An 18,107-nucleotide genomic window follows, 5' to 3' on the forward strand; every position below is an offset into this window, starting at 1 on the left:
ACAAGCTATCTTTGCACTGCTTTTTTTAGAATATTAACCTCAACAATAGATATATAGAAGTATGTTGACTGCAAAAGAAACCAGAGATTCGTTTAAGAATTTCTTCGAGTCAAAAGGACATCAGATTGTTCCTTCGGCTCCAATGGTGATTAAAGATGACCCCACCCTGATGTTTACCAATGCAGGGATGAACCAGTTTAAAGATATTATTTTGGGTAACCACCCGGCGAAATACCACAGAGTCGCGGACTCACAAAAGTGCCTTCGTGTAAGCGGCAAGCACAATGACCTTGAAGAAGTAGGACACGATACCTACCATCACACCATGTTCGAAATGCTGGGTAACTGGTCGTTCGGCGATTACTTCAAGAAAGAAGCTATCAGTTGGGCATGGGAATATCTGGTAGACGTCCTGAAACTGAATCCGGAACACCTGTATGCAACAGTATTCGAAGGCAGCCCGGAAGAAGGGCTGGAACGTGATAACGAAGCAGCTTCCATCTGGGAACAATTCCTTCCCAAAGACCATATCATCAACGGCAACAAGCATGACAACTTTTGGGAAATGGGTGATACAGGTCCATGTGGTCCTTGCTCGGAGATCCACATCGACCTTCGTCCTGCAGAAGAGCGCGCCAAGATTTCAGGACGCGACCTGGTGAACCACGATCATCCCCAGGTTATCGAAATCTGGAATCTTGTATTCATGCAATACAACCGCAAAGCCGACAGCACTCTTGAGCCGCTTCCGGCAAAAGTGATTGATACCGGTATGGGATTCGAACGTCTGTGCATGGCTTTGCAGGGTAAAACATCCAATTACGACACGGACGTATTCCAGCCGTTGATTAAAGCAATCGCCCAAATGGCCGGAACGGAATATGGCAAAAATGAACAGAACGACATTGCCATGCGTGTTATTGCCGACCACATCCGTACCATTGCTTTCTCAATCACTGACGGACAATTGCCGTCGAATGCCAAGGCCGGTTATGTGATTCGTCGTATCCTGCGTCGTGCCGTTCGTTACGGATATACATTCCTTGGACAGAAACAGGCATTTATGTACAAATTGCTTCCGGTTCTGATTGACAGCATGGGAGATGCCTATCCGGAACTGATTGCTCAAAAAGAGTTGATCGAAAAGGTTATCAAAGAAGAAGAAGAATCATTCCTCCGTACTTTGGAAACCGGTATCCGCCTGCTCGATAAAACAATGGCTGACACGAAAGCTAACGGAAAGACGGAAATCAGCGGTAAAGACGCTTTCACATTATACGATACATTCGGTTTCCCACTCGACCTGACAGAGTTGATTCTGCGTGAAAACGGTATGACAGTCAATGTCGAAGAGTTCGATGCCGAAATGCAACAGCAGAAACAACGTGCCCGCAATGCAGCTGCCATAGAGACAGGTGACTGGATCATACTGAAAGAAGGAACTACTGAGTTTGTAGGTTACGATTACACGGAATACGAAACTTCCATCCTGCGTTATCGCCAGGTGAAACAGAAAAACCAGACCCTGTATCAGATCGTACTGGACTACACTCCGTTCTATGCAGAGAGCGGTGGTCAGGTGGGCGACACCGGTGTATTGGTAAACGAATTCGAGACTATCGAAGTAATCGACACCAAGAAAGAAAATAATCTTCCGATACATATTACGAAGAAACTGCCCGAACATCCGGAAGCTCCGATGATGGCATGTGTAGACACAGACAAACGTGCCGCTTGTGCAGCCAATCACTCGGCTACCCACTTGCTGGACGAAGCGCTCCGTGAAGTTTTAGGCGAACATGTAGAGCAGAAAGGATCATTGGTTACACCGGACTCTCTGCGTTTTGACTTCTCTCACTTCCAGAAAGTGACAGACGAAGAACTCCGCAAAGTGGAGCATTTGGTAAATGCAAAGATACGTGCCAATGTTCCATTGCAGGAACATCGCAACATCCCTATTGAAGAAGCGAAAGAACTGGGGGCAATCGCCCTGTTCGGCGAGAAATATGGTGACCACGTACGTGTTATCCAGTTCGGCTCGTCCATTGAATTCTGTGGAGGTACTCACGTTGCCGCTACCGGAAACATCGGTATGGTAAAAATTATCTCAGAGAGTTCGGTAGCTGCCGGTGTACGCCGTATCGAAGCATATACCGGAGCTCGCGTAGAAGAAATGCTGGATACGATCCAGGATACTTTGAGCGACTTGAAAGCTCTTTTCAACAATGCTCCCGACCTTGGCGTAGCCATTCGTAAGTATATCGACGAAAACGCAGGGCTGAAAAAACAGGTGGAAGACTTTATGAAAGAGAAAGAAGCCGCCGTCAAAGAACGCCTGCTGAAGAATGTACAAGAGACTAACGGCATTAAAGTCATTAAGTTCTGCCTGCCGATGCCCGCCGAAGTAGTGAAGAACATCGCTTTCCAACTTCGTGGTGAAATTACAGAAAACCTGTTCTTTGTAGCCGGAACAGTTGATGCCAACAAGCCAATGCTGACAGTCATGATCAGCGATAATCTGGTTGCAGGCGGATTGAAAGCAGGTAATCTGGTAAAAGAAGCTGCCAAACTGATTCAAGGTGGCGGTGGCGGTCAACCTCACTTCGCGACAGCCGGCGGTAAGAATCCGGACGGACTGAACGCTGCTGTTGAAAAGGTACTGGAACTGGCAGGAATCTAAAAGTCCCGACTTTCCACGAGAAGGGAACCACACTATCCGAAAGTTTCCACATAAATCTGGAAGTCAGATCAAACATCATAGACTCTCCGAGTAAAGAGTCCGGTACTGCACCGGACTCTTTCTATTCATTCCCCTTCATCGAATGTCCATATCACAAACTCACTTTATCCCCCGGGAAAAGCAAGAATTATCTTTTTTATTCTACTCCCACTATTACAATAACGGAAAAGAGTGGGCAGACTCATCCTCATCCGAGATTCTTTATCGCCCGAAATTCTTTTGGAGAGATACCTGTATTCTTCTTAAAGAAATGTGTCAAATAGGATTGATCCGGAAAATGCAGTTGCTCAGCTATCTCTGTTACAGATAGACGGGGTTCATTCAACAGCACTTTTATTTCAGCCACCAACTGTTCATCAATAAGCTGCTTGGGTTTCTTTCCATCTAAATGCCGAACTGTAATTTTATGCAGGTAACGAGACGATATACAAAGTTTTCCGGCATAAAAAGCTACCTGATGTTCATGCATACTATATTCGCGGATCAATTGCATAAACCGATGGCAGAGTAATTGAGTACGGCTATATTGCTTGCTGACAGCCAACTTCTCCGGAATCGTATTAAACAGCCACATGAGCAAACTTTGCAAAAAATTGTGCTCTTGTTGTCCTCTGAACTGCGGCATCGGTTCGGTAAACAACATTTGTGCCATATCCATCCACAAATTGATCTGGCGCCAAGTCTTCTGACTTCGTTCGTCAGCAGTATGGCGGTAACAGGGATGTTCGTGAGTATAATTAAAGTAGGGTGTATCAATAGGTAACATGGCATTTAGAAATGCTTCTTTAGGAAACATCAACATTTTCACCTGCAAATCTTCGGAAGCTTCAAGCACTTGCAGCAAGCTACCGGTCAGGAAGATCAGTTCTGTCTGTTCATTAAATATATATTTCTGCACACCGGTAGAGACAACGGCTTCCCCCCGCGTACAAATCAGATAGATACCACACCGGAAATGATATGGAGTCGATATCAAAGAAGTCAGATCTGTCTCTTCATATCGGATCGTTTTCGTATCGGCAAGCAATTGGTCTGTTTTCATAAAAGTCTGTTTTAGGCAACAAATGTAGGTTTATTTTTTGTATTCGGACTATTTTGTTCTGAAAACAACATATTTTGTACAGATTAGCCTACGTCCGGTTCCTAACAAATGAAGTAATTTTGCGACTGTATTGATCAAAGAGAATAGCAATGACTGACAGACAGAATTCCAGACGGTTCTTATTATTATTTTTAGGTGTATTAAGTGCCTTCGGTCCTTTTATAATGGATATGTATTTGCCTACCCTGCCAGCTATGGCAGATTTTTTCCAGACTTCATCTTCCATGGTACAATTAGGACTCACCACCAGTATGATTGGTTTGGCTGCCGGACAATTAATCTTCGGTCCCCTGAGTGACAAGTACGGACGGCGTTCTCCATTACTTCTGGCTATGATTCTGTTCCTGCTCGCTACGCTGGGATGTATCTTTTCACACACCATTTCACTATTTGTGGTATCCCGATTCTTACAAGGCATTGCCGGAGCAGGTGGTGTCGTGATTTCCCGCTCCATAGCTACCGACGAGTATTCGGGACACCAACTGGCCGGTATGCTCGCCATTATCGGGGGAATAAACGGAATTGCTACAGTCGTTGCTCCCATCGGAGGAGGTATTCTGGCCCAGATAACAGGCTGGCAAGGCATCTTTATCTGCTTATTCCTTATGGGAGTGGCTCTCCTATCCGGAAGTCTGCGCCTGAATGAATCGCTTCCGACAGAACACAGACAGGCTGTGAGTTGGCAAGCCCTATACCATCGTTTTGGGGAAGTCCTCCGCAACCGCCGTTATGTAGGCTACGTCCTGCAATATGGCTTTACCATGGGAATATTGTTTGCCAATATCTCTTCTGCACCATTCATCATGCAGCAACACTACGGACTCTCTCCCCTATCGTTCAGCCTCTGCTTTGGAACCAATGCGATAGCAATGGTTATCTCTTCAGCAATATCGATAAAATTGCCTACTATGGAACGAGCTTTATATATAGGAAGCCGGGGCATGCTGTCAGTATCTGCACTGTTAATGGTGTTCTTACCTCTGGGTTGTGATTTTTGGATCTACGAGCTATTGATCTTCGCTCTACTCTCCATGATTGGCATGACTTTTACGGCATCCAACACGTTAGCCATGGAGTGTGAGCGACGGAATGCAGGCATTGCTTCGGCACTTTTGGGAGCCACCGGGTTTGCATTCGGAGGTATCGTATCGCCGCTTGTAAGCTTAGGAGATATGATGACCTCTACCGGAATATTGTTTTTAGCAGGTTCTGTTTGTACCTATGCGTGCACGCGATATGTATTGTCACGATCCGCTCAGCCCTCCGGACTGCTATATCATTGAAAACTTTCACATTCAAATATCTTTTCCTGACAAACGTCAAAAGGAAGTTCCAAATCCAATACGACTTACAGAAGATAAAGTCGAAGCGTAACATAAATTACAATTCACCTATAAACAGACCTTTAACTGCCCAAATATTAGTTTAAAAGCAAAAGGTCCTTCCTTTAAAACCAATGCCCCTTCGGTTTTAAACCAATGATTCCCTTCCTTTAAACCACCTATAGGAACTCTGCACAAATCACACTTATACATTCGATCGCCCAGTGGCAGCAATACTTTATCTATACATATCTATTTTCAAAACACAAAGAAGAGATAACCGAAACGGAAAATGTATTGTCTACACTCAGCAGTTTAGAATGGCAGTCCTCCTACCCAGTAATAACGAACCGAAAAACAAAAAGACGAATCAATCCACACACAAGTTCTTTCGTTTTACATTTATATTCTCTACCTTTGTACACTGAATCAATCAATTACTAAAATTCTAACCCAAGCCGCATGAAAGCATTTTTTCATTTATCATTTATTCTTTTATTCGTATTCACAGCCTGTACGTCTGCCCCCAAGCAGACAAGCACTGATTACACACAATATGTAAACCCATTTATCGGAACAGACTTCACCGGTAATACATATCCCGGAGCGCAAGCACCTTTCGGCATGGTTCAGCTTAGTCCGGACAACGGACTGCCCGGCTGGGACCGCATTTCAGGATATTTCTATCCCGACAGCACAATTGCCGGGTTCAGCCATACTCATCTTTCGGGTACGGGAGCCGGAGACTTATATGACATTTCGTTTATGCCTGTCACCTTGCCCTACAAAGAAGCAGAAGCTCCGTTGGGCATCTACTCGAAATTTTCCCATCAGGACGAAAGCGCCACGGCAGGATATTACCAGGTACTGCTGAAAGATTACGGTATCAACGTCGAATTGACGGCAACCGAACGATGCGGCATTCAGCGTTACACTTTTCCTGAAGCCAAAGCCGCTATCTTCCTCAACCTGAAAAAGGCTATGAACTGGGACTTCACCAACGACTCTCACATAGAAGTAATAGATTCGGTGACTATTCAGGGATATCGCTTTTCCGACGGATGGGCACGAAATCAACACGTATACTTCCGCACCCGCTTCTCCAAGCCTTTTGCTGCCGTACAGATGGATACTACCGCCATCCTGAAAGATGGTAAACGAATAGGTACCGCTACTGTAGCCCGTTTCGACTTTGACACGGAAGACGGTGAACAGATCCTCGTCAATACAGCGCTGTCAGGTGTAAGCATGGAAGGAGCCGCCAAGAACCTGACAGCGGAAGTGCCTGAAAATGATTTTGAAAAATACCGTGAGGCTGCCCGCAACAACTGGAATAAGCAGCTCTCTAAAATAGAAATCAAAGGTGATAACGAAGACGACCGGGTAAACTTCTACACTGCAATGTACCACAGTATGCTTGCCCCCACCATCTACAGCGATGTGGACGGTGCTTACTACGGACCGGATAAAAAGATACATCAAGCAGACGGATGGGTGAACTACAGCACTTTCTCACTGTGGGATACATATCGTGCCGCACATCCTCTATTTACCTATACCGAAACGGAACGGGTGAACGACATGGTGAAATCATTCCTTGCATTCTACGAACAGAACGGTCGCCTGCCGGTCTGGAACTTTTATGGAAGTGAAACAGACATGATGATCGGTTATCATGCCGTTCCCGTGATTGTGGATGCTTATCTGAAAGGTATAGGCAACTTTGATCCGGAAAAGGCATTGGAAGCTTGTGTAGCTACCGCCAATCTGGACAACTATCGCGGAATAGGTGCTTACAAAAAACTGGGCTATGTCCCCTTCAATGAAAGAGACAGTTATAATGCCGAAAACTGGTCATTGTCTAAAACACTGGAATATGCCTACGATGATCACTGCATAGCCCGTATGGCAGAAAAGCTGGGAAAGAAAGAGATTGCGGACGAATTTTATAAGCGGTCGCAGAACTATCGCAATGTGTATAACCCTGCCACCTCGTTTATGCAGCCACGTGATGACCAAGGAGAATTCCAGAAAGACTTTGAAGCAGACGCTTATACTCCTCACATCTGTGAAAGCAACGGCTGGCAATACTTCTGGTCAGTACAACACGATGTAGACGGACTGATCAGCCTGGTCGGAGGAAAAGAACGCTTTACCCAAAAGCTGGACAGCATGTTCACCTTCCATCCCTCGGCTGATGACGAACTTCCTCTGTTCAGCACCGGAATGATCGGACAATACGCACACGGCAATGAACCCAGCCACCACGTCATCTACTTATACAATGCAGTAGGTCAGCCTTGGAAGACTCAGGAGTATGTAGCCAAAGTGATGAACGAACTTTACCAGAACACTCCTGCCGGACTTTGTGGTAATGAAGACTGCGGGCAAATGTCTGCCTGGTATGTATTCAGCGCTATGGGATTCTATCCCGTCGATCCGATAAGCGGTAAATATGAGATAGGCACTCCCCTTTTCCCGGAAATACAAATGCACCTCGGCAACGGAAAAACATTCACTGTCAAAGCTCCCGCAGTCAACAAGGAAAACATTTATATCCTGTCAACCAAGTTGAATGGGAAACCCTATGATAAGAGTTATATTACACATGAACAGATCATGAGTGGTGCAACCCTTGAATTTGAGATGGGGAAAAAGAGGTAATCTGTAGCTAAAAAGATGGACGATACATTTGACATAACCTACAAAGCACTGTTTCGCAAATACTATCCGAACCTGATATTCTACGCCACCCGCCTGGTGGGTGACGAAGAAGCAGAAGACGTGGTTCAAGACGTATTTGTGGAACTGTGGAGACGAAAAGACTCCATGGTGATAGGTGACCAAATCCAGGCCCTCCTTTACCGGGCGGTATATACCCGGGCGCTGAATGTGCTGAAACATCGCAGTATAGAGGATGGATACTGCGCCGCTGTGGAAGAAATCAACCAGAAACGGGCTGAATTCTACCAACCGGACAACAACGAAGTTATCCGGCGAATAGAAGACCGTGAATTGCGGAACGAAATCTACGAAGCCATCAATGAACTGCCGGACAAATGTAAGGAGGTATTCAAACTGAGCTACCTGCACGAAATGAAAAACAAAGAGATAGCTGACGTAATGGGAGTATCTTTACGCACGGTAGAAGCCCACATGTACAAGGCGCTGAAGTTCTTACGCAGCCGTCTTAGCCATTTATGGCTTTTATTCCTATTATTTTTTATCAAATAGATAAGTGTTTTTAAAGAATTAGTTGTTTCTATTATATAATGAAAAAGAAAAGATGAATAATCTGAGCGAAGAAATATTGATGAGATATCTGACGGGCGAATGTTCTGACGAAGATTTTGCCAGAGTAAACGCTTGGATCAAGGAATCAGATGACAATGCCCGCCGACTTTTCCGGATGGAGGAGGTATATCATCTGGGCAGACACGACAGCTTCCCGGATCAGAAAAGAACAGCCCGGGCAGAAGCACGACTATGCAAAAAGCTGGCTCAGGAGGAGGCACATAGCCGCAAGGTTATCAGAATGCACCAATGGATGCGATATGCAGCCATCATCGTACTGGCTTTGATGGTCGGTGCCGGAGGCGGATATTTATATTACCAGGCTGACCCCACCCGGGATATGATAACAGCTTCATCTACGGACGGAAAAGTGAAGGAAATAGTACTGCCCGATGGCAGTAAGGTATGGCTGAATCAGTCGGCAACGCTGAGGTATCCACGAGAGTTCTCCAATACCGAAAGAGATGTATTCCTTGACGGAGAAGCCTACTTTGAGGTCACTAAAAACCGCCAATGTCCTTTCATCGTAAAAAGTGAAGCGATGCGCATCAAAGTATTGGGCACGACTTTCAACTTCAAGTGTGACAAAAGCCACAAACTGGCGGAAGCGACATTAATCGAAGGAGAAATAGAGGTTAAAGGCAACAATGAGGAAGGAATGATCATCCTTTCGCCGGGACAAAAAGCCGAACTGAATAAAACAACCCGCCGACTGGTAGTGAAGCAGGTAGATGCCAAACTGGATGCCGTATGGCACAATGACCTGATTCCGTTTGAACAAGCCGACATCTTTGCCATCACCCGGACACTGGAACGTTTTTATGATGTGAAGATCATTCTCTCACCCGATATAAAGTCAGACAAAACTTATTCGGGTGTACTGAAAAAGAAAGATAATATAGAGTCTGTACTCCAATCACTGGACAACTCTATACCAATCAGTTATAAGATCGTGGGAGATAATATTTTTATTTCTTCACGTAACAAGTAAACAACTAATTAAAATAAACATATAGTACCATGAGATTTAGAACATTCCTGGCGGGATGTTTAGGAGGCTTATTGTCTCTGAACTCCTGCACAAACTCGCCGGACATAACTGATTATGCAGCCTATGTCAACCCATTTATCGGTACCGGCGGACACGGCCACACTTTTCCGGGCGCTATCCTGCCCCATGGCATGATTTCACCCAGCCCGGACACCCGTATAGATGGGTGGGACGCTTGTTCGGGCTATTACTATGCAGACTCTACCATCAACGGATTTTCACACACCCACCTGAGCGGAACCGGTTGTTGTGACTATGGGGATGTGCTGCTGATGCCTACGGTAGGCGAACAGAAATATCTCCCAACAGGTTCACAGAGCCAGAAGATGGCTTATGCTTCCAGCTTTTCACACCAGAACGAGACTGCCGAACCGGGCTATTACTCCGTTTTCCTGGACACCTATCAGGTAAAGGCCGAACTAACTGCAACCAAACGGGCAGCCATCCACAGATACACTTTCCCGGAAAGTAGAGAAGCCGGATTCATCCTCGATTTTGACTATAGCCTGCAACGACAGACCAATAAAGAGATGGAGATAGAAGTCATCAGCCCTACCGAAATTTGTGGACGAAAGAAAACAATGTACTGGGCCTTCGACCAATACATCAACTTTTATGCAAAATTCTCAAAACCTTTCACTTATACACTGGTAACCGACTCGATGGCGCTTGACGAAGGAGGTAAATTACTGCCGACCTGCAAAGCACTGCTACACTTTAACACGGCAAAAGACGAACAAGTATTTGTAAAAGTCGGAATATCCGCCGTGGATATAGAAGGCGCACGCAAAAATGTGGAAGCAGAAATACCCGATTGGGACTTTGACGGAGTACGTAAGGAAGCACGCAAAGCATGGAACAAAACTTTGTCGAAGATAGATATCACCACGAATGACAAGGATGATAAGACCATTTTCTACACCGCACTTTATCACACTGCCGTCAGCCCAAACCTGTTTACAGATGTAGACGGACGCTATCTGGGCATGGACCTACAAGTACATCAAGGTGACACGCTTAATCCGATGTATACCATCTTCTCACTGTGGGATACTTTCCGTGCACTTCATCCGTTGATGACCATTATCGATCCGGACCTGAACAATGACTTTATACGTTCTCTGATCAAAAAGCAACAGGAAGGTGGGATTTTCCCGATGTGGGACATGGCTTCCAATTATACCGGTACAATGATTGGCTACCATGCTGTTCCTGTTATTGTAGATGCGTATATGAAAGGTGACCGCAACTTCGATATTCAGGAGGCTTATCGTGCGTGTGTACGTGCGGCTGAATATGATACGACAGGAATCAAATGTCCTGCCCTGGTGCTGCCTCACTTGATGCCGAAAGCAAAATATTATAAAAACTCGATCGGTTACGTGCCATGCGACCGCGAAAACGAATCGGTTGCCAAAGCATTAGAATATGCTTATGATGACTGGTGCATTTCAATCTTTGCCGATGCACTGAATGACTATGACACCCGGGATAAATATGCCCGCTTTGCGAAAGCTTATGAATTCTACTTCGACCCGGAAACCCGTTTTATGCGGGGACTGGACAGTAAGGGGGAATGGCGCACTCCGTTCAACCCACGTTCATCTACTCACCGCAACGACGACTATTGCGAAGGAACTGCCTGGCAGTGGACCTGGTTTGTCCCCCACGATATCGAAGGTTTGGTGAAACTGATGGGAGGTGAAGATGCCTTTGTCGGCAAACTGGATTCTCTGTTTACCGCCGACTCCTCACTGGAGGGCGAAACGATCTCTTCGGATATCAGCGGACTGATCGGCCAATATGCACATGGAAATGAACCAAGCCATCACGTGATTCACATGTACAACTACGTGAACCGCCCATGGCGAACTCAGAAATTGGTAGACAGTGTATACCGCAGTCAATATGCCAATACCGTAGACGGACTATCGGGTAATGAAGATTGCGGCCAAATGTCCGCTTGGTATGTACTGAACTCCATGGGATTCTATCAGGTATGTCCTGGTAAACCGGTTTATTCCATAGGACGCCCTGCATTTGACAAAGCTGTGGTCAATCTGCCTGATGGAAAGAAATTTATAGTAATAGCCAAGAATAACTCTAAAAAGAATAAGTATATCAAAAGCATGAAGCTGAACGGGGAACCGCTGGAAAAGCCTTTCTTCACACATGATGACATTGTGGCGGGAAGTACACTGGAAATTGAGATGACAGATCGGCGACCGCAACCCTAATCTCTCTCAGGAAGAGGGAACAGAGAGGGTGTGTCAAAACTCACCACAGAGGACACAGAGTAGCACAGAGGTGATTTAAGTTACTGATTATTAGCAAAAAGCTCTGCGATACTCTGTGTTACTCCGTGGTAAAAAGAGTTTTAACACAGCCCCATGTAATCATAGTAGATAGAAATTACATAATATTCATTTAATAAAAAAGGTCCGGAGCTATATCAAAAGCCTTTTCACCACAGGGTCGCACGGAGTGTTCATATGAATCATCCATGACTTTGCTTTTGCTCTGTGTCTTCTGTGGCAAGATTTGACACGTCTCCGAGACCTCTTATTCACACCATGAAAAAAATTCTTTTGACCGCTTGCCTTGTAGCTTGCTCATTGATGGCTAAGGCCAAAGACTGGACCCAATATGTTAACCCCTTGATGGGAACACAGTCCTCTTTCGAGTTATCAACCGGGAACACCTATCCCGCCATTGCCCGCCCGTGGGGAATGAATTTCTGGACACCACAAACCGGTAAGATGGGAGACGGATGGCAATATACGTACACAGCCAACAAAATCAAGGGATTCAAACAAACCCATCAACCCAGTCCTTGGATCAACGATTACGGACAGTTCTCCATCATGCCCATAACAGGCAAACCGGAGTTTGACGAAGAAAAACGTGCCAGTTGGTTCAGTCACAAAGGCGAGGTTGCCACTCCGGCCTATTATAAAGTATACTTGGCCGAACATGATGTCGTGACCGAAATGACCCCGACGGAGCGTGCAGTCCTGTTCCGCTTCACTTTTCCCGAAAACGAGCATTCGTACGTTGTTGTAGATGCGTTCGACAAGGGTTCTTACGTAAAAGTAATTCCGGAAGAAAATAAAATCATCGGCTATACCACCCGTAACAGTGGCGGAGTACCCGAGAACTTCAAAAATTACTTTGTCATCGAGTTCGATAAGCCTTTCTCTTACAAAGGCACTTTCGCTGATAAAAAACTGGAAGAAGGCAGTCTGGAACAGAAAGCCGATCATACCGGAGCTGTCATCGGTTTCCGCACCCGGAAAGGCGAAATCGTACATGCCCGCATAGCCTCTTCGTTCATCAGTTTCGAACAAGCGACTCAGAATCTGCAAGAGTTAGGCAACGACTCCTTTGAACAACTGGTACAGAAAGGGAATGATGCCTGGAATCATGTATTGGGCAAAATAGAAGTAGAAGGCGGCAATCTGGATCAGTACCGTACATTCTACTCCTGTCTTTACCGTTCTCTCCTGTTTCCCCGTAAATTCTATGAACTGACAGCGGACGGTCAACCGATTCATTATAGTCCCTACAACGGTCAGGTGCTTCCCGGATATATGTACACCGATACCGGATTTTGGGATACATTCCGTTGCTTGTTCCCATTCCTGAACCTGATGTATCCTTCGGTAAACAAAGAGATACAGGAGGGACTCATCAACACGTACAAAGAAAGCGGCTTCTTCCCGGAATGGGCAAGTCCCGGACATAGAGGCTGCATGGTTGGCAATAATTCGGCATCAGTATTGGCAGATGCTTATCTGAAAGGAGTGAAGGTAGATGATGTGAAGACCCTGTACGAGGGATTGATTCACGGTACGAAAAACGTGCATCCGGAGGTCTCTTCTACCGGACGTCTGGGCTATCAATATTGCAACAAACTGGGGTATGTCCCTTATGATGTGAAAATCAATGAGAACACCGCCCGTACATTGGAGTATGCCTATGATGACTGGTGTATCTATCAATTGGGTAAAGCATTGAACCGCCCCCAAAAAGAAATCGAACAGTTTGCCAAACGTGCCATGAATTACCGGAATGTATTCGACAAAGAAAGCAAACTGATGCGTGGCCGCAATGAAAACGGACAGTTCCAGTCACCGTTCTCTCCGCTGAAATGGGGTGATGCTTTTACAGAAGGCAACAGTTGGCATTATTCCTGGTCGGTATTTCACGACCCGCAAGGCCTGATCGATCTGATGGGAGGTAAAAAGATGTTTATCACAATGCTCGATTCCGTATTTGCCGTTCCGCCGGTGTTCGATGACAGTTATTACGGACAGGTGATTCATGAGATTCGTGAAATGACAGTGATGAATATGGGCAACTATGCGCATGGCAACCAACCGATACAACACATGATTTACCTGTATAACTATGCCGGACAACCTTGGAAAGCACAATACTGGCTTCGTCAGGTGATGGACCGCATGTATACTCCGGGACCTGACGGCTATTGCGGTGACGAGGACAACGGGCAGACGTCTGCCTGGTACGTATTCTCCGCACTCGGATTTTATCCCGTATGTCCGGGTACAGACGAGTATGTCTTAGGAGCTCCCCTTTTTAAAAAGGCAACTCTGCATTTTGAGAACGGCAATAATCTCGTGATAGATGCACCGGACAACAGTAAAGAAAACCTGTACATTGAATCGCTCCGTATGAATGGAAAGGAATCATCACGGAACTATTTGAAGCACGACGATTTGCTGAAAGGTGGAATCCTTGAGTTCAAGATGGGATCACAGCCTAATCTCAACAGAGGTATTAGCGAAGAAGACGCTCCGTATTCATTCTCAAAAGAGAAATAAGCAACTCCACTTGTCTTAGAGGCAGTCGATCCACCTCCATTTAAATGGTGGATCGACTCAACCCAATGGGAATGCCCCTACTCATTAGGCTGAATATCCTCCTACTCATTAAACTGAGTCGCCCCCATCCCATAATAAAGGGGAGAAAAGCCCCCTTCGAAAGTCCCTCCTAAATAAATCTCAAAAAAGTCAGCAACTGAAGTAAGTGTTTCTTTCGGGATACTTGTTTTATTAACATCAAGGGCACAAAAGCCACTTGATTTATATTATAAATACCATGCTTAAACCTTGTATGTTTTTAAAGTTAACTAATTAATTTAATTATAGTCAATGAAAAACAAAACTCTGTTTCAAAGACCCAAGCTGCTCAAAGCATCGCTGGTTATTCTTTTGGCTGCTGCTCCTATTCAGTGGTCATTCGCACAATTCACATTTTCGACTCCCCGCACTACATTGGGGCAAGTGATCAAGACAGTGCAATCCCAATCTAAGTATCAATTCTTTTATGACGATCAATCGTCGAACATGCCGATTGAGAATCTGGAAGTAAAGAATGTAAGTCTGGAACAACTGCTGAACGCTGCACTTAAAGGCAAAAACCTGACATACAAAATCGAAGATAACATTGTTTATCTGTCTCAGGCTGCCAAACAGCAGGATCCGGCACAAACCTCGGTCAAACGGCAGGTCAGCGGTACGGTTGTAGATGCCAACGGCGAAGCACTGATCGGTGTAAACGTATCCGTAAAAGGTACCAGCACAGGAGCCATTACCGATTTGGAAGGTAAATACACCCTGACGGTCAACGATCCGAAAGCTGAAATCGTATTCTCCTATATCGGATACAAACAACAAGTACTGCCCGCAAAGGGAAGCATCCTGAACGTAACCATGAGTGAAGATACCCAGATGATCAGTGAAGTGGTTGTGACGGCTTTAGGTATCAAACGTGAAAAGAAAATGTTGGGATACGCCGTACAGGAAATCAAAGGTGACCAACTGAACCAGACCGGAGACCCTTCGGTTACCAGTGCATTGCAAGGTAAAGTAGCCGGTCTGCAAATGAACACGGCCGGTACAGGTCTTGGCGGTTCTACCAAGATCACGATTCGTGGTAACTCGTCTCTGGCTGACAACAACCAACCACTCTGGATTGTAGACGGTGTGCCGTTTAGCGATAACAATAACTCGGATGCTACTTACTACGGCGGTGTTGACCGCGGTGGTTCTTCCGTCGATATCAACCCCGAAGACATCGAATCGATTTCTGTACTGAAAGGTCCGAATGCCGCCGCTCTTTACGGTTCACGTGCCGGTAACGGTGTTATCTTGGTTACTACTAAGAAAGGCAGCAAGAAAGACGGTTTCGGAGTGCGCTATAGCGGTAACTTCACTTGGAGTCAAGTAGCCGAAACCCTCGAGATGCAGGATCGCTATGGACAGGGACACATTGTGACCCAGGATGAGAACAAGAATCCGCTGTCTCAATATTACGCGAAATATGATCCGACAGACTCCTCAAGCTGGGGACCGGTATTGGACGGAAGCATGCAGAAAGCCTGGAACGGCGACACATACGCTTTCTCCAAATACGGAAACAAACTGAAAGATTATTTTGATACCGGCTTCGCACAGAACCACAATGTATCTGTAAGTAACGTTACAGACAAATCACATTTCCGCGCTTCTTTTGGTAGTTCAAACAACAAAGGCGTATTCCCGAACGAAAAACTGAACCGAATCAACCTTGACCTGAATGCCGGAATGGAAATGAACAAGTATCTTTCTATGGATGGAAAGATTTCACTTTCACGCACCAAAGCAGAAGATCGCCCCTATTTCGGTACATACGGAGCCATCGCTCAATTGATGGGTATTCCTAACAATATCCGTCTGGACGATCTGAAACAATACTCCACAGCCGGCAATGCACACGTGAACTGGACAGGGCCTACTGCCGGTATCCGCAATCCTTATTACGTTCTGAACCAACGCCACAACTCTGACGAACGTTGGAGAGCCTTCGGTTACTATGGAATGAAAATCAACTTTACCGACTGGTTGCACCTATCCGCCAAGTATGCATTCGACTATTATCGTACCCGAATCGAAGAAACTAATGCGGGTGACGGTATCAACGGCGAAAGCAGTATCAAAGATATCACAGACGATGAAATGAACCGTGAAGAACAGAACTTCTTCGAATCGAACGCGGAAATTGTATTGATGGGTGACAAACAATTGACGGACAATTTCCGTCTGGGCTTCACTGTAGGCGGTAACTTCATGTACCAGAACTACGAGTCACTGAATGCCGGTGTACGCAATATGCTTGATAAAGGACAGTGGATTTTCAATGCAGCCAATATGCTGAACACAGCGGGAGAAACGGGCCATGAACGTGCTACTAACTCTGTTTTCGGATCTCTGCAACTCTCCTGGAAAGAGTATCTGTCACTGGACCTGACTGCCCGCAACGACTGGTCGTCCACACTGCCAAAGAAGAACAACTCTTTCTTCTATCCGTCTGCCAATTTGAGTTTCGTCGTGTCTGATTTTGTCCGTTCACTGGACAAGACATTACCAAGCTGGTTAACTTTTGCCAAAGTACGTCTGTCGGCAGCACAAGTAGGTAAAGATACAGATCCGTATCAACTGTATAACACCTACGGATTCAAGTTCGAAAAGGGTGAACTGATCCCAAGCAAATCGAACGTGAAGATGAATGACCAACTGAAACCGGAAATCTCTTCATCCTACGAAGCAGGTCTGGATATGAAGTTCCTCAACAACCGTCTGGGATTTGACTTTACCTATTATTACAGCCGTACGAAAAACCAGATCATGAAAGTGCCTGCCGCAGCTCCTTGGAGTGGCGGGAAATGGGTAAATGCAGGTTTAATTACCAACAAAGGTTTCGAAATGATGATTTACTCGACACCGGTACAACTGAAAGACTTCTCTTTCGACTTAAATGTCAATCTGGCCAAAAACGTATCGAACGTAGAGAAACTGGCTGAAGGTGTAGATTACATCTATTTCAACGGTGACTCTAACTTCCCGATCAACGTAGGTGCACGTCCGGGTCATAAACTGGGTGAAATTTATGCTAAGACCCTTTACAAACGTGACGAACAGGGCAACATCATCATCAACAAAGAAAACGGTCTGCCTATGACTACTACTGACGCTGACGAACGCCTGGCAAAACCCATCGGAAATATCCAACCCAACTTGCTGATGTCCGTATCTCCGTCATTCACCTACAAAGGCTTTACACTATCGGCCATGTTCGATATGAAATTCGGCGGTGACATCATCTCTATTTCTGAAATGAACGCTACAGGCTCAGGTATGGCCAAACGTACCATGAATCGTGGTGAAAGCGACAACTTCATGATGATATTCCCCGGAGTATATGAAGACGGAACACCGAATACCCAAAAGATTTCAGCTTCCAACTATTACGGTGCTTTGAACGCGGAAGACTTTATCTATGACGCTTCTTTCATCAAACTGAAAGAATTGGCTATCGGCTATACGTTCCCTAAAAGCATGTTGAAAAAGACACCGATCAACTCGCTGAATGTATCATTCGTGGCACGCAACCTGGCTTATCTGTTGAAACACACTCCGGGAACAAGTCCTGAAGGTGGTTACGATACGACCATGTTCTCACAGGCCATCGACTTTATGGCCGTACCTTATACCCGTACATTCGGATTCTCAGTTAACCTTGGTTTCTAATTTTATA

9 protein-coding genes are annotated in these 18,107 nt (G+C 45.6%); 8 read left to right on the forward strand and 1 reads right to left on the reverse strand.

Going from position 1 to position 18,107, the window contains the following annotated elements:
* Positions 1-61: 61 nt before the first annotated feature.
* On the forward strand, positions 62-2,680 hold the full coding sequence (gene alaS, locus KO473_RS12435) for an alanine--tRNA ligase (RefSeq protein ID WP_005818328.1): 2,619 nt from the start codon (positions 62-64) through the stop codon (positions 2,678-2,680).
* A gap of 247 nt (positions 2,681-2,927) precedes the next feature.
* Here alaS and KO473_RS12440 read toward each other — a convergent pair whose 3' ends face one another.
* A complete protein-coding gene (locus KO473_RS12440) occupies positions 2,928-3,782 on the reverse strand; it encodes an AraC family transcriptional regulator (RefSeq protein WP_005818326.1) in 855 nt (284 codons plus the stop codon).
* A 149-nt stretch (positions 3,783-3,931) separates the two neighbouring features.
* Here KO473_RS12440 and KO473_RS12445 point away from each other — a divergent pair, with 149 nt between their 5' ends.
* The 7 genes from KO473_RS12445 to KO473_RS12475 all read left to right on the forward strand — a co-directional run bounded on the left by KO473_RS12445 (position 3,932) and on the right by KO473_RS12475 (position 18,100).
* Positions 3,932-5,125 carry a multidrug effflux MFS transporter gene (locus KO473_RS12445; protein WP_005818324.1) on the forward strand — a complete coding sequence of 398 codons (1,194 nt, stop codon included), beginning with the start codon at positions 3,932-3,934 and terminating at the stop codon, positions 5,123-5,125.
* Between the two features lie 501 nt (positions 5,126-5,626).
* On the forward strand, positions 5,627-7,828 hold the full coding sequence (locus KO473_RS12450; protein ID WP_005818322.1) for a GH92 family glycosyl hydrolase: 2,202 nt from the start codon (positions 5,627-5,629) through the stop codon (positions 7,826-7,828).
* Positions 7,829-7,843: 15 nt separating this feature from the next.
* On the forward strand, positions 7,844-8,398 hold the full coding sequence (locus KO473_RS12455; protein ID WP_005818320.1) for an RNA polymerase sigma-70 factor: 555 nt from the start codon (positions 7,844-7,846) through the stop codon (positions 8,396-8,398).
* 52 nt (positions 8,399-8,450) lie between these two features.
* Positions 8,451-9,449 carry a FecR family protein gene (locus KO473_RS12460; RefSeq protein WP_005818319.1) on the forward strand — a complete coding sequence of 333 codons (999 nt, stop codon included), beginning with the start codon at positions 8,451-8,453 and terminating at the stop codon, positions 9,447-9,449.
* A 29-nt stretch (positions 9,450-9,478) separates the two neighbouring features.
* The gene (locus tag KO473_RS12465; protein WP_122130282.1) at positions 9,479-11,746 is read left to right on the forward strand and encodes a GH92 family glycosyl hydrolase; all 2,268 of its coding nucleotides are present in this window, start codon (positions 9,479-9,481) and stop codon (positions 11,744-11,746) included.
* 336 nt (positions 11,747-12,082) lie between these two features.
* Positions 12,083-14,353, forward strand: a complete 2,271-nt coding sequence (locus KO473_RS12470; protein WP_216035123.1) for a GH92 family glycosyl hydrolase — start codon at positions 12,083-12,085, stop codon at positions 14,351-14,353.
* A 330-nt stretch (positions 14,354-14,683) separates the two neighbouring features.
* Positions 14,684-18,100: a SusC/RagA family TonB-linked outer membrane protein gene (locus tag KO473_RS12475; RefSeq protein WP_216035124.1), complete on the forward strand. Its 3,417-nt coding sequence runs from the start codon at positions 14,684-14,686 to the stop codon at positions 18,098-18,100.
* The last annotated feature ends 7 nt before the right edge of the window (positions 18,101-18,107 follow it).

It is taken from the genome of Bacteroides sp. HF-4919, assembly GCF_018860125.1.